This is a genomic window from Segetibacter sp., from assembly GCF_025963695.1.
Taxonomy (GTDB): Bacteria; Bacteroidota; Bacteroidia; order Chitinophagales; family Chitinophagaceae; genus Segetibacter.
Map to the genome: position 1 here is coordinate 1 of NZ_JAOQAH010000065.1, position 21,336 is coordinate 21,336.

A 21,336-nucleotide genomic window follows, 5' to 3' on the forward strand; every position below is an offset into this window, starting at 1 on the left:
TTGTAACGCTTCAACCAGCTTAAATCGCTGATATGGATCATACCACCAATACCTGGCTCAAGTTCAACAAACACACCGTAAGGAGTAATGTTTTTTACAAGGCCCTGGTGCTTGCTGTGTTCAGGGAATTTGTTTTCGATAGTGCTCCATGGATCGTCAGTCATTTGTTTGATCGACAAGCTCATCTTGCGGCTATCTTTATCTAGCGTTACGATCTTAGCTTCGTACTCGTCACCAAGCTTAAAGAATTCTTTAGCATTGATTGGTGTGTTAGCCCATGTAATTTCACTTACGTGTACAAGACCTTCAACACCCGGCATGATTTCTAAGAAAGCACCGTAATCTTCAATATTTACAACTTTACCTTTTACAACCTGACCTTCAGTAACAGTTTCAGGCAGCACATCCCAAGGGTGTGGAGTAAGTTGCTTTAAACCAAGGCTGATACGCTTCTTGTCGTCGTCGAAATCCAGTACAACCACGTTCAATCTTTGATCCAGTTTCAATACTTCGCTTGGGTGGTTGATACGTCCCCAGCTGATATCGGTAATGTATAGCAAACCATCTAAGCCGCCAAGGTCCATAAATGCACCAAAGTCTGTGATGTTTTTGATTGTACCTTCCAATACCTGGCCTTTCTCAAGCTTAGACATGATCTCTGCTCTTTGAGCTTCAATGTCGCTTTCGATAAGTGCTTTGTGAGATACAACGGCATTCTTAATTGCTTCGTTAACCTTAACAACTTTGAATTCCATTGTTTTACCAACGAACTGGTCGTAATCTGTAACCGGCTTAACGTCGATCTGAGAACCTGGTAAGAATGTCTCCATTCCAAACACGTCAACGATCAATCCACCTTTAGTTTTGCTGGTAACAACACCGGTAATAACCTCACCAGTCTTATGTACTTCAACAATACGCTCCCAGGCGCGGAAAATCCTTGCAGATTTACGGCTCAGGTGAAGGTGACCAGCCCTGTCTTCTTTCTCAACAACCATAACCTCAACACTGTCGCCAATAGCAAGGTTTGGAATATCACGAAACTCGTTCAGGGAAACAAGTCCGTCACTTTTGAAACCAATGTTTACAACCACATCAGTTTTGGTTAAAGCAACAACGCTACCGTTGATGATTTCACCGTCGTTAATTTGCACAAAAGTGTTATCGTAAACACTGTCGTACTTTTCTCTCTCTTCTTTTTTGTAAGTACTAACGTTACGTTTGTCAATACTCCAGTCAAAGTCGTCATGAGGAGTTTGAATAGGAGCTTGATAAGCCTCTTTTGCAGGTGCTACATTTGTTTCTGTAGTAACCGGCTCGGCTTCATAAACGGAAGAATGAACCAATCCATCTCCAGGTGCATTTGTTGTCGCTGTAGTTGCTTCAGCAGCTGCAGTTGCAGTTACCGGAGCACTCTCCTGTGCATCAGCGTTTGGGTTAACAATTTCATTTTCGGACATAAAATAACCCGAGAGTTTTAATTCGGGGCTGCAAATGTAATCAAAGACAGTGGAAAAAGCCTTAAAGGAAAGATTAAAAGTGATATTGACAGGTTAGGGCCAATAGGTCTATCTGCAAGCCTTTAATATTCTATAAACGCCTGACTTATTGATACCAGTACTTACCCTTTACGAGGCTATTAACTGGTTTTCCAAAAGAAAATTTAAAACCGGGGAGGGAAAAGGGAAAAAAGCCGGCTGGGGAAGTTTGTAATAATATTTGTCCTAATTTTATTCTTCACTAAAGAAAAGGAGGTATTCATGCAATCTACAGATAAATCATGGAAGCCTTCGGTTAGTATCGCCTAACCGGGTTTATCCATAAAAATAATCTGCTGACGCACAAGATGCGTTGGAGCCGCCAGGTATATCTTAGCGGCTTTTTTATTTTTCCTAAGTACTAACTACCCGTTCCTTTATTAATACCTTCCATTGCTTTACTTCTGCCTTTTTCGGCTTCCTCTCCCGAAATCCGATCAGCTCCATCTGTTACGTTTTGAGCTTCGCCGGGGTTAGAATCTCCATCAGGGAAATTTTTTATACGATTTACTTCAGCCCTGTCTCCTGCTTCGTGTTGATTTTCGTTTTCAGGTAACATCTGTATTGGTTTTTATAAATTCTATAATTATTATTAAATAATATAATAACAGAAATTGTTATGCCGTTTACAACTTTCCACAAAAGAAAACCAGGTTCTACACCCACGCGAGAATTTATAATTTAAGAAGATGGTGTGGAGGCGTGTTGTTCTTCTAATTAGTACCGGCGGTCGGAATTGGTTAGACTGCTGAAGCAAAAACCTATAAATACTTTTTAGACAGAAGAGAAAAAACGCATGGCAAGAAAATTGAATGCCTTCTACATATTTAATAACTAAAAATATTTGTATGGCAACTAACTTAAATCCACAACATTCAGAAGGTCCTGTAGCAACAGCTATTGAAGAACAAACAGCAAAGCTACCATCAGACTTATTTCTTTGGTTAGCAATGGGGTCAATAGCAATTTCTTTAGGTTTCAAAATTGCCGGCAAAAATGACAAAGCGTTATTTGTTGGACAATGGCCGCCGACCTTTTTACTACTCGGACTTTATAATAAATTAGTAAAGCTTGAAGGGCACGATTAAAAATTGCTTAGACAATTGTAAAATAAAAATAGGTTTAAGCGTTCCGCTTAAACCTATTTTTATTTATTTAAAAAGCTAACACAACTAAAAGCGTTACTAACACGCCTTCTTTGCCTGCGTATACATACACAACTTGCGCCCTTTAAACCCAACCCTTTTTAACCACACTGCATCCTTACGTTTATTTATTGGAGGTGGCAATCGAAATTAATGTTTTACGCTTTCCTTAGATTCTATTTACATAAATTGAAGCCTGTTAGAATACACCTTAAAGAATATAAATTTAGCTCATGTTGATGACGACCATTATAAAAACAAGTATTGTTGCCCTATGTATTTTAAGCTTTCAAACTGCCTCTTCACAAATTGACACTACAGCTATCGCAGATAGATTGATGAGATCGAGGGAAAAGCTTGGAAAGGATATCGCTTTTGTCTTGTATAAGAATGGAAAGATTGTCTACAAAAAAGAGATTGGCAAACTAACCATAAAAACACCCTTACCTATAGGAGCAAGCAGCCAATGGCTTACTACGGCGCTTGTTTTAACTTTTGTTCAGGAAGGAAAGTTATCGTTGGACGACAAGGTGAGCACATACCTTCCCATCTTCACCAAATATTACAAAGGATATATAACTATCAGACAATGCCTCACACATTTTACAGGTATACAATCGGAACAGGGAATTACTAAACTTTTACAAAAAAATAAATTTCATACGCTTGAAGAAGAGGTAAATGAATTTGCCTCTAAAAGAGATATTCAAACAAATGCCGGCACCGAATTTAGGTATAGCAATGTTGGATTTAATATAGCTGCAAGAGTGTTGGAAGTAATCTCAAAGAAAACCTTTGACAGGCTGATACAAGACCGGATAATAAGACCGCTGGCAATGAAGAACACTACGTTTAGCAATGAAAACTATAATGACGCCCTTAATCCTGCAATCGGTGCAAAATCTAGTGCCGCGGACTTTACTAACTTTTTGGCCATGCTTCTAAATAAAGGCACTTTTAATAACAGGCCAATATTAACAGAAAGTTCTGTTTCACTTATGCATACGCTTACGACTGAAGCGAGCCAGGTTAAATATGCACCTGCTCCTGTTTCGCGATTAAGTTATGCACTTGGTGAATGGATTCTTGAAACCAATGCGCACGGTAAAGCTACTGTGGTTGCAGTACCATCGCTTCAGGGTACATGGCCGATGATTGATCTTTGCCGGGGCTATGCTTGTGTTATTTTTACTAACGAGCTACCAGGCGAACAAAACCGGAACTTGTACATGGATATAAAAGCAACAATTGATGATATAGTTGGAGGAAATTGCCAGTAGAGAAGCTGCTAGCTTCAAGCTTTGCGCTTTTCGACGTTTAATTGCAAATTTGTAATGGTGGCATTTAGCAAACTGCCTGTCCTGTGATTACATAATTCATTTTAAATTGAAATGTAAAAAGGCTTGCAGCCCGTGGCTAAAAGCTTATAGCTGCCCTTAATACACCAACTGGTGAGTCTGTTTAATAATACCCATTACAAATACGCTTTGCACGTGGCCCATATTTTCTATCTGGCTTAGCCTGTTTACATGAAAGTCATAATAGGCGTTCATATCTTCCGAAACAACTTTTAACATAAAATCGAATTCGCCCGAGATATTATAACATTCAATCACCTCGTTCAGCTCCTGTATGGTTTTAATAAATTTATCGCCTGCTTCCTTACTGTGTTGTTTTAGCGAAACGTAGCAAATAACCATCAATCCTTTCTTCACCTTTGTATGATCTACCAGGGTTGCGTATTGTTTAATGACACCGGTTTCCTCCATTCGCTTAATCCGTTCGTGTACCGGGGTGGTGCTTAGGTGTACCTTCTCCGAAATCTCCTTTACTGTAATGCGTGCATTCTCCTGCAATAATCGAAGTATAGATAAGTCTTTACTATCTAAAGTATTTTGCCCAATAGTTGAATCATCTTTTTGAACAGCCTTTACCATAAGAAATTAGATGTTTGTTCTACAGAAGAAGAAGTAATGTCGTCTTTTTTCCAAAGTTATAGTAGTTGGTAGAATAATTTACTAAGAGCTGTACTTTTGTCGTAACTATGATTTAGAAAGATTTGATGGATTAGGAGGATATAAAATAGAAAAGATTGTTTTTTAAATCCCATTCATCCAATAAATCGCACAAAATCCAGGTGCAGACAGAAAAGCTGAATAAATAATAAAAGTACAAGAGTGCGACGCAACGGATGAAACAACAAAGAACAAAATGCCCGGCTCAAAAAGGATCTTAAAAACCAGAAATTTAAACAATATGTCTACAACAACAAACAACCAGATCGACTTCAGCCTGAAGTATAAAGTGGCCGATATGAGCCTTGCTGAATGGGGTCGTAAAGAAATACGCCTTGCAGAAGCAGAAATGCCAGGTTTAATGTCTATCCGGGCTGAGTACGGACCATCACAACCGCTGAAAGGTGCCCGTGTAGCAGGATGCTTACACATGACCATTCAAACGGCAGTACTTATCGAAACTTTGATAGCTCTAGGTGCTGAAGTTAAATGGAGTTCTTGCAATATATTCTCTACCCAAGATCATGCTGCTGCTGCTATAGCTGCTACAGGGGTTGGTGTATTTGCATGGAAAGGCCAGACTAACGAAGATGGAGAATGGTGTATTGAACAAACCCTGTTTTTTGGAAGCGAAGACCGTCCTTTAAACATGATTTTAGATGATGGTGGCGATTTAACCAACATCGTTTTCGATAAATATCCTGAACTGATCCAGCATGTTAAAGGTTTGAGCGAAGAGACTACAACTGGTGTTCACCGCTTGTATGAAAGGATGGAGAAAGGTACCTTGCCTATTCCTGCTATCAATGTAAACGACAGTGTTACCAAATCGAAGTTTGACAACAAATACGGCTGTAAAGAAAGTTTGGTAGACTCTATCCGTCGTGCAACTGACGTGATGCTTGCTGGCAAAGTAGCTGTTGTAGGTGGATACGGTGATGTGGGTAAAGGTTCTGCAGCTTCATTGGCTGGTGCCGGTTGCCGCGTTATCGTTACCGAAATTGATCCAATTTGTGCTTTACAAGCTGCAATGGATGGTTTCGAAGTGAAGCGTATGATTGATGCAGTTGCAGAAGCAGACATCATCGTTACTGCTTCAGGTTGTCGCGATTTGATTACAGAAAAGCATTTCCGCGCGATGAAAGACAAGGCAATCGTTTGTAACATCGGTCATTTCGACATCGAAATTGATGTAGCCTGGTTAAACGAAAACTATGGTAAAACAAAAGATACTGTAAAGCCTCAGGTTGATATGTACACCATCGATGGTAAAGACATTATCTTATTAGCTGAAGGCCGCCTTGTAAATCTTGGTTGTGCAACTGGTCACCCAAGTTTTGTAATGAGCAACTCTTTCAGTAACCAAACTTTGGCGCAGATCGAGCTGTGGACAAATCACGCCAGCTACGAAAACAAAGTATACGTGTTACCGAAGCATCTTGATGAGAAAGTAGCACGTTTGCATCTTTCTAAAATTGGTGTTGTTTTAGACGAGTTGACAGATGAACAATCAGCGTATTTAGGGGTAAGCAAGAGCGGACCATTTAAGCCTGAAATGTATAGATACTAAGCCCTGCGTAAAGGGAGAAAGAATAGATAACCGTGGACTGAATTTAAAGACCCGCTTTAAAAGGCGGGTTTTTTTTTAAGTACCCCGCATTTTTCTGCTATTAAGCATTGTTGCGTCGCACCCGTGTACTTTTAATAATTCTATTCATCCAAGCCACGGCTGTAAGGGATATTTGGACGTAATAAAACTTTCTAACTTTATAATCTGATCTCTTTCTAGTCCGCAATCCCCAAATCAAGTATTTCCGAAAGCAAATATTTAGGGCTTGAAAGAAAAGCGCTAAAAAAACGAGTATTACAAAGGGGAAATATATGCTATGGCAGAAGCAACAAAAAAGCATAATAAAATTGTTGCCTCTATTATCGGCGCCCTGAGTCAGCATCTAAAAGAAAAAAGGATATGCTTATTTCCCCAATGACCTAAGAGTTTATAATGACTTCTATACGTATCCTGACGTAACAATTGTTTGCGGCAAGGAAGAGTATTTAGACAATAAGTTCGACACCCTTTTAAATCCTACCGTTTTATTTGAAGGGCTTTCAACTACAACAGAAGGTTACGACCGGGGAACAAAATTTAAATTATATCAATTGATCCCATCACTGCAAAATACATCCTCGTCAGCAGCACTGAATTTGCCGCAGAAGTATATACAAAAAGCGATGACCAATGCATACTAAGTACCGCAAAAGACAAAGATGATTGTATTCATATCAGTACCGTTAACTATGATTTTGCGCTGCCTGTGATATGTATGCACAAATAGGCGATTTTGGTGCAGAACGATAAAAAGTGAGTATAAGATTTAAACTTCTTTTTCCTTCTGTAACTTTTCTTCTTTATACTGTATGAATAATTTAAAGCTTTTAATTTCGCGGTCTTTCTCTGTTTTGCTTTTTCCACCAAAGGAAATATTATTTCGAAGTGCGCTGAGCAGTTGATTTAATATGGATACCGATGATACTTTCTCTAAGTCAGGAACCATTAAAATTTTATCAATCAGGTTCATTGCGGCGAGATTCTCCCGCCAGTTTAATTTATGGTTTGCTTTTAGCCAATTCTCGAAATCCTGAAACTTATCCATACTACGATTTATTAAAATATTCTTACAAAATTAAACTATAAACCGCATTTAAGTTTATAACGTTTTAATAACTAGGCTAAAAGGAGCAAAATTAACGATGAAGGACGGATGAAGTGGTAGAAGTAGGGGGTGTTTTCCAACTCTGGTAAATGCATCTATTCCCGATTTGCTGTGAAACAATGTATTTCCTAATGATTCTAACTTTCTATTTCATGGTTCTACAACCAAGTTATTGCAAAGTATAAACGTTGAGAGTAGGGAACTGTCCCCCTTTTGTCCAGCGACTCATTTTATAAGTGTTACAGTTCCTTTTTGGTAGGTGACATGCCTTTATCAGCTAAAGCTTTTACCTGCCTACATATAAGCCTTACTCGTTTGGCGACTGCTGATAGTTACGCCTAAATTATAAAGACCCATCTTGGTATTGAAGTAGTGGTGCTTGACTGGTGTCAGTTGGTTAACCGAACGGAAGTATTAAAGCGTAACACATAATCAAGTCGGGATGATTATAGAAAGAAAAGTACAAGAGTGCGACGCCCCATCAGCCGGATTTTGTGTTCTAATGCCGGCTACCAAAATAAAAATCCCTAAGCTTTTTAACTTAGGGATAAACATTTTAGTATAAAAAGCGCTTAACTACTTTTTCAAATACATCACCTCTTTTACCAGTTTCACTGTTCTTGGCACATCGGGAAGGTAAGCGGCAACAAGATTTGGAGCATAGTGCATAGGAGCGTCTGCACTGGTAATTCGGCGGATAGGTGCATCAAGATAATCAAACCCTTCTTTTTGAATACGATAGGTAATCTCAGAGCTTACAGAAGCGAAAGGCCACTGCTCCTCAACAATAACCAAACGATTTGTCTTCTTTACACTTTCCAATATGGTGTACCAATCTAAAGGACGGATGGTTCTTAAATCAATTACTTCAGCCTCGATACCCTCTTTTGCCAGTTCTTCAGCAGCGCCCAAAGCCACTTTCATCATTTTATTAAAAGAAACTATCGTTACGTCTTTTCCCGGTCTTTTTATGTCAGCTTTACCAATTGGTATATAATAAGTTTCTTCAGGCACTTCACCCTTTTCGCCATACATCACTTCACTCTCCATAAACACAACGGGATCATTATCTATAATAGCACTCTTCAGCAAACCTTTAGCATCGTATGGATTAGAAACGGAAATGACTTTTAGACCTGGAATATTTGCATATAGACTTTCAAAAGCGGTAGAGTGTTGAGCACCTAACTGGCCGGCACTACCATTAGCGCCACGGAAAACGATAGGGCAGCCCACTTGTCCGCCGCTCATTGCAAGCATTTTACTGGCTGTATTTAAGATTTGATCTAACGCAAGAACGGCAAAGTTCCAGGTCATATATTCTACAATTGGACGGAGCCCATTTTGTGCAGCGCCCACAGCGATAGCGGTAAAACCAAGTTCCGCAATTGGCGTATCTATTACCCTTTTAGGGCCAAACTCTGCTAACATTCCCTGGCTAACCTTATATGCACCATTATACTCTGCCACCTCTTCACCCATCAGAAAGACTTTTTCATCTTTTCTCATTTCTTCACTCATGGCTTCTCTAAGAGCCTCTCTAAAAAGAATTGTACGCATATTAATGGTGGAATTATTTAAAAATCAATAAAGCTGCTTTCTATAAGTATTGCAAAAAGCCCCGCAAAAATAGAAGATTATAGATTATAATCCCAAAATGCAGAAGCGTGATTTCATAAAAATAATAATCCTCCCTTTTGAAGGAGGATTATATATAATAGCTGTCTATATATTAGAAGATGTTATAGCCTAGGCTCACATAATAAATAGCACCAATGCGGGGATTTCCGAAAGCACTGTAATAATATTTATTCAACACGTTAGATCCACCCATTTTTACTACGCTTTTAAGAGATGCAAATCGGTAACTTATCTGCGCGTCAAGGGTACCAAAAGAAGGAATCTCTCCTGCAGCAAAGGTGCCTTCCCAGTTTACTTTATCCTGCCATCTCCACACCACATTAAACCCTACGTTTTTACCTACGTTATTATTGCTAACTCCAATATTATATCTGTACTTAGGAGTATTGAATTGTGTAAAATAACCAGCCGGAACATTGTTTAGCTGATCACTAGACACATTAAGATTAGCCCTGTATCCTTTTACAAACTGGTAGTCAATACTGGCACCCCAGCCAATAGCATTGACATTGTTAGTCGTATTTAATACAAATGAATAATTGTTGGTTGTAAAAGGGCTTGCTAGGTCAACCGGATATCTGTTGGGATCACCACTGACACCTCTTCCAACTGCTACCCGGCCGATGAAGTCTTTATATTTACTGTAATAACCATATACGTCAACTAAGACTTTACTTGTGACTAGCCCCCTGTATCCGATTTCAAAAGAATTCATGGTTTCAGGTTTTACAGTCTGAAACTGGGCTTTTTGTAATAACCCCGGATTAGGGGTAGAAGCAAAGGAGTTTCGATAGGCTACGATACTTTCGGAGGTATATGCTGGATTTGTAGGAAATCCGAAGTATGTATTAAATTGAGGTAAACCGCCAATGAGCCTTGTGCCTCCACCTGCAGCTAAATTAATATACTGATCCTGGGCCGTGGGAAAACGATAGGCAGACTGGTAAGAAAGGCGGATGTTATTGTTTGCCGCAACCTTAATTAATGCTGTAGCTCTCGGCGTTACCCGTCCTTTAAAGTTTTCATTCTTATCGTATCTTAAAGAACCTGTTAAGGTAAGCAGGTTCTTTAGCAAACTTTTTTGCAATTGCATGTAACCTCCTGCCTCGCTTATGTTTATAGGGCCGGTTGTATCAACGAAAATAGTACCACGAGAATTGAGATGATAAACACGATAGCTTGCACCAACCAGCACGTTCACGAACTTAACATACTTACTCAAGTTGTATTGACCCTCGGCATGATACAAGTTCGTTCTGTCATCAAACTTTGCTCCCCCTTTGTTTATAGAAGTTTGAATAGCATTGTCAAAAGCAGTCTTAAACGCGTCGGTACCAGGCAAAAGTCTTCCCTGGTCTGCTGCTCCTCTTGCTACAGCATGTGCTTGCCCATCGGGCAGTCCAAGCAATCTTGCTCCGCTATAATTTCCCGTGTACTGGGCAAACCAGTTCTGATCGCTTTTCCAAACCCGGTTTATAAATAAGGCAGCCGTGGTAGCGGTATAAGAATCACCAGAGTTCTCCTGTGTTGTATAGCCGCGTATAAACCAATTTTCTGCTCTTATCTCTGCTTTATACTGGCCCATTATTAGATTTTTTAAAGCATACCTATCCGCTCCTGTATAAACCGTGGTACCCTTACCCCAATTACCGGTTAGAGAAGCTTCAATATTATTGGTAATTTTATAATAGAGACCACCTGTTAATTTTAAATTGTAAGCGTTATAGTTTACGAGGTCACTTTCGTTATACCCTGTACGACTTACAAACTGGTTACCAAAAACATTATTTTGTGTACCAAGGTAAAAGGGGCGTAACGCATTTAATCCTGCTTGTATTTGAGGAACCGGGATAGAAGCCGGGTTAAGAAAAGCGTTATTAATTTGAGCCTGGGTAGGAGCCGCTCCAAAAACCTGTGTTAACCCACCAATAATTGTCGGAAGGTTTGTAGCAAGGGCAGCTTGGGCAAAGCTGTTCATACTTGTACTAGCTTCATCGCCAAATACATTTATACCGTCATAGTTGGGATCAGTTTGCCGGTTTCCAGGCTTTACCCTGCTAAATACGTTGGTGCGTAAAAGATTGCTTGTATCGTTCGCCTGCCAGTCTTGAGCTTTTATAAACTGGCCTGATATTTTAAAAGCAAATTTCTTTCCCATGGTTCTGCCATACCGCATTGCCCAATCATAATAAGGAGCAGCACTACGCAAAGGATCATTTATATGGTTCACTCCTTGCTTAACCTGAACACTCAATCCCTGGTATTTAAAAGGACTTTTACTGGTTATAAGTAAAGTACCATTCATGCCGCCAGAGCCATATAAAGCCGAGGATGCACCAGGCAATAGTTCTATGTTATCAATATCAAGTTCTGTAGGGCCAACAATACTACCTAAGGAAAAGTTTAATCCCGGTGCCTGGTTATCCATTCCATCAACCAATTGATTAAGACGAAGGTTACCACTACCATTAAACCCCCTGGTACTAATTGTTTTAAATGTGAGGCTTGATGTGGTAAGGTCAACCCCTTTTAAGTTTCTCAAGCTTTCATAAAAATCAGGAACGGCTGCATTTGCAATATTTGCAGCACTGATTCTTTCAATTGAAACAGGCGACTCTAAAATACGCGTTGGCGTACGGGTGGCAGAAACAACTACATCCTGACCTAACGCAGCAGTAGGGTCAAAAGTAACATTAACTGGTTGAGAGGCACTTGTAACGGTCACATTTCGAGTCGCAAAACCAATAGAGGTAAAAATTAAGGTTAAAGGCAATTTTTGTGAAGTAGTAATTTTAAAGTTCCCCTTATCATCAGTATAAGTCCCCTCACCGGTTCCCCTTATAATTATGGAAACTGCAGAAACGGGTTCACTAGTAGTACTACTCTTTACATTCCCGGAAATAGTATTACTTGTTTGAGCAGAGGCTGTAATAGATAGTAGAATTCCCAAAAGAAAAGAGCAAAGTAAATAGTAGTTTTTTTTCATAGAGCGAAGTTTTATAAAGTATTGCACTACCAAAATAAATATTGTTTATGGGCTAAGAAAATTTAATTTTTTACAAGTGTGCCAAGGGGTGTGCGGGGCCATAAACAAAAAAAAGTATTACTAATTATCGACGGTTTAGTAATAAAAATATTTTTAAAACAATGTCCATATTACTTTTGGGGCATGAGCAAGTTTCATTTTCCTAACCAGACAAACTTCTATAGTGGCAAGGTAAGAGATGTCTATTCAATAAAGAACAATTGGCTGATTATGGTCGCCAGTAATCGCATTTCTGCTTTCGATGTTATTCTGCCGAAAGCTATACCATATAAAGGACAGGTACTAAACCAGGTGGCTGCTTACATGTTAGAAAAGACATCAGACATTTGCCCTAACTGGCTTATAAGTACTCCCGCTCCTAATGTAGCTCTTGGAAAACGATGCATACCTTACAAAGTTGAAATGGTTGTTCGTGGCAATTTAACTGGTCACGCCTGGCGCACTTACAAAGAAGGAAAAAGAAAACTTTGCGGAGTGTCACTACCTGAAGGTTTAAGAGAAAATGATTTTTTCGCATCCCCTATTATTACGCCGTCCACAAAAGCAGAAGCAGGTCACGATGAAGATATATCAAGAGAAGAAATTATGGCTGCAAACATCGTGAATGAAGATGATTACAGGCAACTCGAAAAATACACCCTTGCTCTTTTTGAAAGAGGTAAAGATCTCGCTGCCAAAAGAGGATTAATATTAGTTGATACGAAATATGAATTCGGAAAGGTTGGCAACACTATTTACTTAATGGACGAAATTCATACCCCTGATTCTTCCCGGTACTTTTATATGGAAGGCTTCGAAAAAAGACTGCACAATAATGAACCTCAGAAACAGTTGAGTAAAGAGTTTGTACGCGAATGGCTGATAGCAAACAATTTTATGGGTAAAGAAGGACAAACTGTTCCTGAAATGAATGAGGAATGGATACAAACAATCAGCAAAAGATATATCGAACTATATGAACAGTTGATTGGAGAAAAATTTGTTCCACAAGAACTAAGTGACGAGGAAACTGAAGCAAAAATCGTAGAAGCGCTGAGACAAGTAAACGCTATATAATATTTACCACGAGCGAAAATGATATCTACAAAACAGTGCTGTATCAACACATTTTTAAGAGTTGGCAAAACGTCTGAACAATAGTTCTATTACTTCTCACTCCTTACACATATTCATTTTTTACCATAGCTGGCATAAAAATTTTATCTCCATAATAAATAACTATTAATCTCTTTATTTATGAAAAAAAATTTATTCGTGCTAGCGCTTGCATTGGGAGCAGGCATATTTGTGGCAAAAGCCCAAATTCAAAGAGGCAATGTATTGGTGGGGGGCGATATCGCTAATTTTGATGTAGGCCTTAATCGAGGTTCTGTATTTAATGTAAATATCAGTCCTAAGGCAGCATGGTTTATTAGGGATAACACTGCAGTTGGGGCTTATCTAAATTTAGGCTATCAAACAGCAAAAGGACAAGGCTCGGATTTTCTTTATGGAATAGGTGCCTTGGTTCGTCAATATTCAGGCGGTAATGCTGTTCCCGCAGTACGGCACACCCGTCTATTTGTTGAGGCTAACGTAGGTATTGACGGTATAAATCATTCCGCTTCAAGCACTAATACCACTACTAATGGTTTAGGCTTAGGTATCGGACCAGGACTTGCTTATTTCATAACGCCCAACATTGGTCTTGAAGGATTGGTTATGTACAGAGGTATATTAGGATTTGGAACCAGGGCAACCAGTAGCAACCTAAATCTTAATGTAGGTTTCCAAATTTATTTACCGGGACGGGCGGTTAGAAATGCAGCAACAAACAGCCAGTAGTAGTTTTTTAATCTTGTTTTAGTGTCTATTACAAGTAAAAAAAGCTATAGGGGTCTGAGTAGTTCTTAACATTATTCAGATCCCTGTAGCTTTTTGATGTTATTTTCTATTTAAGCAATTTCCCTAGCATCTGGTACAGCGTTTCTCCTCTTAAATCCCGGGCTATAATCTTTCCGGCAGGATCTAAAAGCATATTTGCAGGAATACTTTGAATACGATATAACTGGGCAACTTCGTTTTGCCAGTATTTAAGGTCACTTACATGAGTCCAAGTCAGATTATCAGCATGTATAGCTTGTTTCCATTTATCCTTACTTTGATCAAGAGAAACGCTTAAAATAGTGAAGTTTTTATCTTTGAAAGCGTTATAGGCTGCTACCACAGCCGGGTTTTCAGTACGGCAGGGTCCGCACCAACTTGCCCAAAAATCGACCAACACATATTTTCCTTTAAATGAAGACAATGAAACTGGCTTGTTGGCTGTATCGTTTTGTGTAAAGTCAACTGCCTGGGTGCCGGTAGCACCTATTTTACTTGAAGCTAAATATTTCGCTATTTCCCTTCCATAAAACGTCTGCTGCGCAGCGGGTTTCAAACTATTAAAACGCTTTTCAAGAATAGTCATATCGTTAGTGATAGGGCTGGTAACGTAAACAATAAAAGGAGTTACTGGCGACCCGGGTTTACTTTTCACAAATAAGTCAACCTGGTCTAACACCTTTTGTTTCGTCTTTTCAAAAACGTTTATCAGTGAATCTCTTTTTGCACCGGCGGAAGTCTTATTGGCGGCGGCTACTATCTGGTCTAGTTTTACTTTTAAGGGGTCGAACTTTAACTTATAGTATTGATAATCCGCGGCAGCAAGAGAACCTGCAACGGAGATTTTCTTTAGGGATTTTACATCCCCGCTCGCCGTTAATTTAGACGGTGTTAAAAAAACTTCTGTAACATCAGGATAACCAATAAAAGATAGATGGTAAATGTCGCTGTCAGCAATTTTACCAAAAAGCACGAACTTCCCTTTTTGCGAGTACCCTGTAGCAAGCACGTTACTGGTTTGTCCAGGCCGTGCAAGAAAAACCATCGTACTATCCCGCAAACCAGTTACGTTTCCAGTGATAACAAAATCACCTGCAGGAGTTGTATTATTAATATTTTGAGCAGAAGTTAAAACCGGTAAAAGAAAAAGTGAGAGAAGGAATTTCATACTATTTCGAGTGGCGCTTTTGTAAAATCTGGATGACATCGTGCAATTTATAGCCTTTTGCGTTAAGTAAAATCAAATAATGAAACAGTAAATCCGCCGACTCATTTAGAAATAACTCCTCATTATTGTCCTTTGCTTCAATCACTACTTCTACCGCTTCCTCCCCTACTTTCTGAGCAATTTTATTAAGTCCTTTTTTAAAAAGTGAGGCAACATAGGATTTGTCTGGAGTAAGGGTTTTCCTTTGTTCAATCACTTTTTCCAGGTAAGGCAAAAAATTATCCGAACGATTGCTTTCATTAAAACAAGTGTCAGCACCAGTGTGGCAAACCGGGCCAACAGGGTTAGCTTTAATTAAAATGGTATCGTTGTCGCAGTCAGCGAGTAACGTTTTTACAAACAGAAAATTGCCGCTTTCCTCCCCTTTGGTCCAAAGCCTTTGCTTCGTTCGGCTATAAAAAGTAACCTTACCAATTTCATGGGTTTTAGCCAGCGCCTCTTCATTCATAAACCCTAGCATCAATACTTTATTAGTTTCGTCATCCTGCACAATTACAGGAACTAAACCATCACTATATTTTACAAAATCTATATTCACTTATTTATTTTTTTATGTAGTAAGCCTCGGTAATGCTGTTCATGCAGCCGTTGCGTCGCACTCTTGTACTCCCCCAATCTGGTCCACTTATTCACCATAAAACTCCAGCGCTGTATTTGTAGAAGATGAGGTGTTTGTTAAAATTCTGAGATGATTATTTTGCTTAATTTCCAATTTGCCTATACTAATCTTAATAGCCACTTCCCAGACGGAAGCAATACTTACAAATTTCCATTGGGATTATCTTCGATCGCTTTTCTTGTAATCTCCCGCAGATCATTATCACCATTGATAAACCAAATTAAAGTATGAGTATCAAGTAAATTGTCCATTTACATATATTCTTTAAAATCTTTTAAAGGCTCATCAAAAATCAGGCATTATCTCAAACATCCCTTTTCCACTTCCAAAAAACCGGCTTGTTTATTTCTTCCTTAGCTTGTCCAACCAGCAGCAGGAAAGAATCAATGAATTGAGAACCTTTAATTTCAAGTCGTAAGGTAACCGGCCCATTTTGTCCAGTAAATTAATCTCTTCCACAACTACTTCTTAACTCAAAATTACACCATTAGCAGTTGCTGCAATTATAGCCGAACTACAATGCCCTTGTCTCTTAAGTACCCTTTCAGACCCGGAATAGCAATTTCTTTAAAATGAAAGATGCTTGCTGCTAAAGCCGCATCTGCTTTGCCTTGTTCAAATACATCTGTAAAATGTTCCATTGTTCCACCTCCACCAGAAGCGATAACTGGTACTGGCAAATTCGTAGAAAGCGTTCTGGTTATATCTAATGCAAAGCCTTTTTTTGTACCATCATTATTCATTGATGTAAGTAAAATCTCTCCGGCTCCCCTGTCAACAGCTTCCTTTGCCCAATCAAAACATTTGGCCTCTGTCTTGGTTCGGCCGCCGTTTAGATAAACGTACCATTCACCATCTTCTTCCTGCTTAGTATCAATGGCCAGAACAACACATTGAGACCCGAATTCTTTAGAAAGCTGATTAAGTAGTAGAGGGTTTTTAAAAGCAGCTGTGTTTACAGATATTTTATCCGCGCCGTTTTGCAGCAACACACTTACATCCTCAACGCTTCCTATTCCACCGCCGACAGTAAAGGGGATATTGATTTTATGAGCAATCCGATTTACAAGTTGACTTAAAGTCTTACGCTTTTCAACGGTAGCCGTTATATCAAGAAAAACCAGTTCATCAGCTCCCTGTTGTGCATACAAAGCCCCTAATTCTACAGGGTCACCTGCATCCCTTATATTTTCAAAGTTGACACCTTTTACCGTACGACCGTCTTTAATATCGAGGCATGGAATAATGCGCTTTGTTAGCCCCCCCCGCCCCCTTAAGGGTGAGCCGGAAAGACGTGCACTGTCATTTATAAGTTCTTTCATTTTAGTTTTCTGTCAGGCGTCTAGTTGGATTAAATTACCCTGTAAGTGACTTATGATTTAAATTGCTTGAGTTCTAATAATGAAATTTTATTTTCATAAATGGCTTTCCCAATGATTACACCTTTACAGCCGATCTCCTGTAACTGGTCAACATCTTGCAGCGAACTAACTCCGCCGCTTGCGATAAAAAAAAGGTTGGGAAACTTTGAAACGATGTTTTTATAAAGATCTACAGAAGGGCCTTCCATTTTGCCATCTTTGCTTACATCGGTACAGAAGATTTGCTGAACGCCTTTATTTACATACTTTTCTATAAAGTCATAAATCCAGATGTCTGTTGTTTCAAGCCAACCTCCAACCGCAATTTTTTCATCTTTTACGTCAGCGCCTAAAATAAACTTTTCTGCTCCAAACTGTTCAAGCCACGTTGTAAATACTGTTTCATCTTTTACGGCAATACTTCCTACGGTTGCGAACGTTGCACCGCTTTCTAAAACAATACTCACATCTTTCTCAGTTTTTATTCCACCTCCAAAATCTACGACCAACTTAGTTTTTCCGGCAATTGCTTCGAGTACCTTCCAGTTTTTTACTGCACCTGCCTTTGCTCCATCAAGGTCAACAAGATGAAGCCGCATTATTTCGGCATCCTCAAATTGCTTTGCAACATCCAAAGGGTTTTTATGGTAAATCGTCTTTTTCGAATAATCGCCTTGCGTTAGTCGAACGCATTTTCCATCTATAATATCTATTGCTGGTATTATTTGAAGCCCCCCCGCCCCTGAAGGGGAGCCGGTAACACCAAATGTTTTCTGTTTAGCGCTTTCAACTTCTGTTTTGATTTCTTTTAGCACTCCCGATATATCATTCAAAAGTATTTTATTATCAAATCGAAGTATTTTGATTCCTAACTCTTTTAACTGGCCTTCTCTTATAGCGTCATTTCTTTTAACTTCTTCCAAAGCATGAATGCTACCATCTAACTCTATAGCCAGTTTAAGTTCATGGCAATAAAAGTCCAATACATATAATGAAGCCGGATGCTGTCTTCGAAACTGTACTCCTAATTGCCCTCCTCGCAAATAGTTCCAGAGCAACTCTTCAGCTTCAGTCGTTCGATTTCTCAGCTCTTCAGCTTTTTGAAAGATTAAATCATTAGCACCATAAAACATTTCTTTCTTCACTTCTTATACCTTTTAAAATTAAGTTGTTCTCCCTCTTCCCTTTAGGGCTTCGGCTGGATCTCAATAAAGTTTTTTAAAATTTGTTCACCTACATCAGCGCTTTTTTCTGTATGAAATTGCACACCATAAAAGTTGCCTTTATTTAAAGCTGCACTAAAAGGTTTGGTGTAATCAGTAGTGGCAATTGTGTGTTCACCTAGTGAAGCATAATAGCTATGGACAAAATAACAATAACTATCTTCTCTTACATTTTTCATTAACGGAGACTTCAAGTCATAAATGGTGTTCCAACCCATTTGGGGAACTTTTAATTGAGAGCCATTGCTTTCAAATCTAAGTACCTGCTCTTCGAATATTCCTAAGCAGGTTGTATCATTTTCTTCGCTGTAAGCACACATCAACTGCATTCCCAGGCAAACGCCCAGTACGGGTTGTTTCAATTCTTTGATTACCTGATCCAGCTTTCTCGCCTTTAAATATTCCATAGCTGTACTGGCTTCCCCGACACCCGGAAAAATTACTTTGTCTGCAGTTTGAAGCTCTTCAACGTCGTCGGTTACTTCCGCCTCCACTCCTATTCGTTCCAATGCAAACAATACTGATTGAATATTGCCGGCATTGTATTTAACTATCTTGAGAACCATAATTTAGATTAATTATTTATGGGTTTGCGGGAATATCAATACGAAGGGTTTCCTTTTCAAATCCTTCCCCATATTAAATAATTGTTTGTAAAAAGTCCCTTGTTGCCAAATTTACATCCTTACCATTTCCTAATGCTTTAATGTATGCACTGCCAATGATTGCGCCGTTTGTGTATTTACATGCGGCTTCGAATGTTTCGCGGTCTTTTATTCCAAATCCAACAAGAATAGGATTTGTAAGTTTCAGATCCCTAAGCTTTTTAAAATATCCTTCCTGCTCGCTGATGTCTTTGCTATTACCTGTTGTGGAAGATGAGGATACTGCGTATAAAAACCCTGAACTTAATTCATCGATCCGTTTCAATCTTTCGTCTTTGGTTTCTGGCGTAACAAGAAAAATGAAATTTAAATTATATCGGTTGATGATCTCACCGTACTCACTTTCATATTCATACATGGGCAAATCAGGAAGAATTAAACCATCAATACCAACTTCAGCAGCTTTTGCGCAAAAGTTTTCGAAGCCATATTGAAGAACAGGATTCATATACCCCATTAGGATAACGGGAAGATGAACATTAGCACGCATTTCTTCTAATTGACGAAACAGTATGGAGATCGTCATTCCATTTTGCAATGCAACAGCACCACTTTGCTGAATCACCTCTCCATCTGCGAGGGGATCGCTGTAGGGCATTCCTAATTCAATTAAATCAGCCCCATTATCCTGCAGAGCTTTCATTACTTCCATCGTACTTTCAAGTTTAGGAAAACCTGCTGTACAATAAAGATTCAAAACCCTTTGCTGCTTACGTTTAAATAATTCTTCAATCCTTGTCATCGTACTTATTTAAGATCTATCTCCATTTTTATATCTGCCCTTTTATATTCAACATTTCCTAAAGGAACCTCTTTGAAACCAAATTTTTTATATAGATGAATAGCCGGTTCTAACTTTGTATTTGAGTATAATATTACTTTGACGGCATTTAATTGTTTTGCCTCTGCCAAACAAAATTCAATCATCTTATTTCCAATCTTCTTGCCCTGAAATTCTTCTGCAACAGCCATTTTTGATAATTCGTACACACCGTCTTCAGTTTTTATCAAAGCAAATGTTCCAGCTATTTGATCCCCTATTGCGGCAAAAAAAATATAACCTCCATTGCCGATAATATAAGCTTTAGGAGAGGCGAAAATTTTCTCATCTATCGGTTCGACCACAAAGTACTTTTGAAGCCAAGCCCGATTTAATCTGGCAAAATCTTCGTTGAATTTTTGGTCGTAGTTTATAATACTGATTTGTTCTATGTTCATTTGAGGTCCTTATACATAAAATACTTTTCCTTATCGCTCCCCTCCATTTTAAAACCCAGCCTCTGATATAGCTTTTGCGCCTTGCTATTTACTTTCAAAACTTCTAATTCCAACCTTTTCTTTTTTGCCTCTGCTTCCTTAATTAAATCCTGCATTATTTTAGTTCCAATTCCTTGCGACTGGTACACTGGCAACAGATATAATCCACTTATAAAAATGCTTGTATCTTCTTCTTTAACATCAACACTTCCTATCGGTTGATCGTCTGCTTTAATAATTTTTGTGTTTCCTGCACTAAAATTATCCTTGTGAAACTTCATTTGAAACTGATCATCCCAGCCCCATGTTTGTTCTATATATTCTCTGTATGCAATCTTCTTAAGCTGGTAAACAAAATCGAAATCCTGCTCAGTGGCGGCTGATAACGTGTAAGCTTTCATCTGTGGCGTAGACGAAACGATTAAATTATTCATCGGGAAGAGAAGATCTTTTATATGTCAACTATGAATTTTTCAGCTTTACACACATAAACTTCTTAAACTCCCTTTAGTGCCGGGGCTTCTTCCATGCTCCTCATGTATGTTGCCAGATCCTTATCACCCCTTCCACTTAAACAAACGATAGTTACATCGTTTTCATTTAACTCCATTTGTTTGAGCGCAGAAAAAGCGTGAGCAGATTCAAGTGCAGGAATAATTCCTTCTAGCTTAGCCAGTTCAAAAGCAGCTTCCAAAGAATCCGCATCTGTCACGCTTAAAAAAGTGCCGCGGCCGCTGTCAAACAGATTTGCATGCATTGGTCCTATTCCAGGGTAATCTAGTCCGGCAGAAATGCTATGGGGTTCTATTACCTGGCCGTCTTCGGTTTGCATGACCAGGCTTTTGCTGCCATGTAAAATACCGGCCCTACCCAGTTGCGTGGTTGCTGCGCTCATACCACTATTAATACCGTGACCCGCCGCTTCAACAGCTATCAACTTCACGGTAGGTTCATTTATATAATGATAAAAAGCACCGGCAGCATTGCTTCCACCACCGACACAAGCAATCACCTGATTAGG

At 39.1% G+C, this 21,336-nt stretch carries 20 protein-coding genes and 1 pseudogene; 6 read left to right on the forward strand and 15 right to left on the reverse strand.

Annotated elements, in window-relative coordinates:
- Together JWR87_RS10800 and JWR87_RS10805 are read right to left on the reverse strand one after the other, a co-directional pair.
- Positions 1-1,460 (reverse strand): S1 RNA-binding domain-containing protein (locus JWR87_RS10800; protein ID WP_297819569.1); only part of this gene is annotated, 1,460 nt, incomplete at its 3' end.
- A 439-nt stretch (positions 1,461-1,899) separates the two neighbouring features.
- A complete protein-coding gene (locus JWR87_RS10805) occupies positions 1,900-2,097 on the reverse strand; it encodes a hypothetical protein (RefSeq protein WP_297819572.1) in 198 nt (65 codons plus the stop codon).
- A 289-nt stretch (positions 2,098-2,386) separates the two neighbouring features.
- Between JWR87_RS10805 and JWR87_RS10810 the strand changes: the two genes are divergently transcribed.
- Both JWR87_RS10810 and JWR87_RS10815 read left to right on the forward strand, forming a co-directional pair.
- Entirely contained in the window at positions 2,387-2,626 is a 240-nt protein-coding gene (locus JWR87_RS10810) for a hypothetical protein (protein WP_147204280.1), read from the forward strand.
- Positions 2,627-2,922: 296 nt separating this feature from the next.
- Complete coding sequence (locus JWR87_RS10815; RefSeq protein ID WP_297819577.1) at positions 2,923-3,963, forward strand: serine hydrolase domain-containing protein; 1,041 nt, start codon at positions 2,923-2,925, stop codon at positions 3,961-3,963.
- 156 nt (positions 3,964-4,119) lie between these two features.
- Here the strand turns inward: JWR87_RS10815 and JWR87_RS10820 are convergent, their stop codons facing one another.
- Positions 4,120-4,620 carry an Lrp/AsnC family transcriptional regulator gene (locus JWR87_RS10820; protein WP_297819580.1) on the reverse strand — a complete coding sequence of 167 codons (501 nt, stop codon included), beginning with the start codon at positions 4,618-4,620 and terminating at the stop codon, positions 4,120-4,122.
- A gap of 319 nt (positions 4,621-4,939) precedes the next feature.
- Between JWR87_RS10820 and ahcY the strand changes: the two genes are divergently transcribed.
- Positions 4,940-6,268, forward strand: coding sequence for an adenosylhomocysteinase (ahcY, locus tag JWR87_RS10825; RefSeq protein WP_297819583.1), 1,329 nt, complete (start codon positions 4,940-4,942; stop codon positions 6,266-6,268).
- 404 nt (positions 6,269-6,672) lie between these two features.
- A pseudogene (locus tag JWR87_RS20280) lies at positions 6,673-6,948 on the forward strand (Uma2 family endonuclease); the annotation flags it as partial.
- Positions 6,949-7,073: 125 nt separating this feature from the next.
- On the opposite strand, the gene JWR87_RS10830 reads toward JWR87_RS20280, so the two are convergent.
- From JWR87_RS10830 to JWR87_RS10840, 3 genes are all read right to left on the reverse strand, one after another.
- The gene (locus tag JWR87_RS10830; protein ID WP_297819586.1) at positions 7,074-7,352 is read right to left on the reverse strand and encodes a hypothetical protein; all 279 of its coding nucleotides are present in this window, start codon (positions 7,350-7,352) and stop codon (positions 7,074-7,076) included.
- Between the two features lie 636 nt (positions 7,353-7,988).
- Entirely contained in the window at positions 7,989-8,972 is a 984-nt protein-coding gene (locus JWR87_RS10835) for a pyruvate dehydrogenase complex E1 component subunit beta (RefSeq protein WP_147204213.1), read from the reverse strand.
- 172 nt (positions 8,973-9,144) lie between these two features.
- The gene (locus JWR87_RS10840; protein ID WP_297819591.1) at positions 9,145-12,039 is read right to left on the reverse strand and encodes a TonB-dependent receptor; all 2,895 of its coding nucleotides are present in this window, start codon (positions 12,037-12,039) and stop codon (positions 9,145-9,147) included.
- 183 nt (positions 12,040-12,222) lie between these two features.
- Here JWR87_RS10840 and JWR87_RS10845 point away from each other — a divergent pair, with 183 nt between their 5' ends.
- Positions 12,223-13,155 (forward strand): phosphoribosylaminoimidazolesuccinocarboxamide synthase, encoded by a 933-nt coding sequence (locus JWR87_RS10845; protein ID WP_297819594.1) that lies wholly within the window; start codon positions 12,223-12,225, stop codon positions 13,153-13,155.
- Between the two features lie 180 nt (positions 13,156-13,335).
- Positions 13,336-13,923 (forward strand): hypothetical protein, encoded by a 588-nt coding sequence (locus JWR87_RS10850; RefSeq protein WP_297819597.1) that lies wholly within the window; start codon positions 13,336-13,338, stop codon positions 13,921-13,923.
- 106 nt (positions 13,924-14,029) lie between these two features.
- On the opposite strand, the gene JWR87_RS10855 is transcribed toward JWR87_RS10850, so the two are convergent.
- The 9 genes from JWR87_RS10855 to JWR87_RS10895 all read right to left on the reverse strand — a co-directional run.
- Positions 14,030-15,130 carry a TlpA disulfide reductase family protein gene (locus JWR87_RS10855; protein ID WP_297819600.1) on the reverse strand — a complete coding sequence of 367 codons (1,101 nt, stop codon included), beginning with the start codon at positions 15,128-15,130 and terminating at the stop codon, positions 14,030-14,032.
- A 1-nt stretch (position 15,131) separates the two neighbouring features.
- Positions 15,132-15,728 carry a bifunctional phosphoribosyl-AMP cyclohydrolase/phosphoribosyl-ATP diphosphatase HisIE gene (gene hisIE / locus JWR87_RS10860; protein ID WP_297819603.1) on the reverse strand — a complete coding sequence of 199 codons (597 nt, stop codon included), beginning with the start codon at positions 15,726-15,728 and terminating at the stop codon, positions 15,132-15,134.
- Between the two features lie 584 nt (positions 15,729-16,312).
- Positions 16,313-17,131, reverse strand: coding sequence for an imidazole glycerol phosphate synthase subunit HisF (gene hisF, locus JWR87_RS10865; RefSeq protein WP_297819606.1), 819 nt, complete (start codon positions 17,129-17,131; stop codon positions 16,313-16,315).
- Positions 17,132-17,181: 50 nt separating this feature from the next.
- Positions 17,182-18,315: a 1-(5-phosphoribosyl)-5-[(5-phosphoribosylamino)methylideneamino]imidazole-4-carboxamide isomerase gene (gene hisA, locus JWR87_RS10870; RefSeq protein ID WP_297819609.1), complete on the reverse strand. Its 1,134-nt coding sequence runs from the start codon at positions 18,313-18,315 to the stop codon at positions 17,182-17,184.
- A gap of 41 nt (positions 18,316-18,356) precedes the next feature.
- Positions 18,357-18,959 carry an imidazole glycerol phosphate synthase subunit HisH gene (gene hisH, locus JWR87_RS10875; protein ID WP_297819612.1) on the reverse strand — a complete coding sequence of 201 codons (603 nt, stop codon included), beginning with the start codon at positions 18,957-18,959 and terminating at the stop codon, positions 18,357-18,359.
- Between the two features lie 73 nt (positions 18,960-19,032).
- Positions 19,033-19,800 (reverse strand): tryptophan synthase subunit alpha, encoded by a 768-nt coding sequence (gene trpA / locus JWR87_RS10880; protein WP_297819615.1) that lies wholly within the window; start codon positions 19,798-19,800, stop codon positions 19,033-19,035.
- Positions 19,801-19,805: 5 nt separating this feature from the next.
- A complete protein-coding gene (locus JWR87_RS10885; RefSeq protein WP_297819618.1) occupies positions 19,806-20,276 on the reverse strand; it encodes a GNAT family N-acetyltransferase in 471 nt (156 codons plus the stop codon).
- Positions 20,273-20,749 carry a GNAT family N-acetyltransferase gene (locus tag JWR87_RS10890; RefSeq protein ID WP_297819620.1) on the reverse strand — a complete coding sequence of 159 codons (477 nt, stop codon included), beginning with the start codon at positions 20,747-20,749 and terminating at the stop codon, positions 20,273-20,275. Before JWR87_RS10890 ends, JWR87_RS10885 begins: the two co-directional genes overlap by 4 nt.
- A gap of 62 nt (positions 20,750-20,811) precedes the next feature.
- The coding region (locus JWR87_RS10895; protein WP_297819623.1) for a pyridoxal-phosphate dependent enzyme at positions 20,812-21,336 on the reverse strand (525 nt) is incomplete at its 5' end.

What these genes read in the sequence shown, in the direction of transcription:
- JWR87_RS10805 (WP_297819572.1), bottom strand. Translation starts at nt 2,097, where the DNA reads ATGTTACCTGAAAACGAAAATCAACACGAAGCAGGAGACAGGGCTGAA.
- JWR87_RS10810 (WP_147204280.1), top strand. Translation starts at nt 2,387, where the DNA reads ATGGCAACTAACTTAAATCCACAACATTCAGAAGGTCCTGTAGCAACA.
- JWR87_RS10815 (WP_297819577.1), top strand. Translation starts at nt 2,923, where the DNA reads ATGACGACCATTATAAAAACAAGTATTGTTGCCCTATGTATTTTAAGC.
- JWR87_RS10820 (WP_297819580.1), bottom strand. Translation starts at nt 4,620, where the DNA reads ATGGTAAAGGCTGTTCAAAAAGATGATTCAACTATTGGGCAAAATACT.
- ahcY (WP_297819583.1), top strand. Translation starts at nt 4,940, where the DNA reads ATGTCTACAACAACAAACAACCAGATCGACTTCAGCCTGAAGTATAAA.
- JWR87_RS10830 (WP_297819586.1), bottom strand. Translation starts at nt 7,352, where the DNA reads ATGGATAAGTTTCAGGATTTCGAGAATTGGCTAAAAGCAAACCATAAA.
- JWR87_RS10835 (WP_147204213.1), bottom strand. Translation starts at nt 8,972, where the DNA reads ATGCGTACAATTCTTTTTAGAGAGGCTCTTAGAGAAGCCATGAGTGAA.
- JWR87_RS10840 (WP_297819591.1), bottom strand. Translation starts at nt 12,039, where the DNA reads ATGAAAAAAAACTACTATTTACTTTGCTCTTTTCTTTTGGGAATTCTA.
- JWR87_RS10845 (WP_297819594.1), top strand. Translation starts at nt 12,223, where the DNA reads ATGAGCAAGTTTCATTTTCCTAACCAGACAAACTTCTATAGTGGCAAG.
- JWR87_RS10850 (WP_297819597.1), top strand. Translation starts at nt 13,336, where the DNA reads ATGAAAAAAAATTTATTCGTGCTAGCGCTTGCATTGGGAGCAGGCATA.
- JWR87_RS10855 (WP_297819600.1), bottom strand. Translation starts at nt 15,130, where the DNA reads ATGAAATTCCTTCTCTCACTTTTTCTTTTACCGGTTTTAACTTCTGCT.
- hisF (WP_297819606.1), bottom strand. Translation starts at nt 17,131, where the DNA reads ATGAAAGAACTTATAAATGACAGTGCACGTCTTTCCGGCTCACCCTTA.
- hisH (WP_297819612.1), bottom strand. Translation starts at nt 18,959, where the DNA reads ATGGTTCTCAAGATAGTTAAATACAATGCCGGCAATATTCAATCAGTA.
- trpA (WP_297819615.1), bottom strand. Translation starts at nt 19,800, where the DNA reads ATGACAAGGATTGAAGAATTATTTAAACGTAAGCAGCAAAGGGTTTTG.
- JWR87_RS10885 (WP_297819618.1), bottom strand. Translation starts at nt 20,276, where the DNA reads ATGAACATAGAACAAATCAGTATTATAAACTACGACCAAAAATTCAAC.
- JWR87_RS10890 (WP_297819620.1), bottom strand. Translation starts at nt 20,749, where the DNA reads ATGAATAATTTAATCGTTTCGTCTACGCCACAGATGAAAGCTTACACG.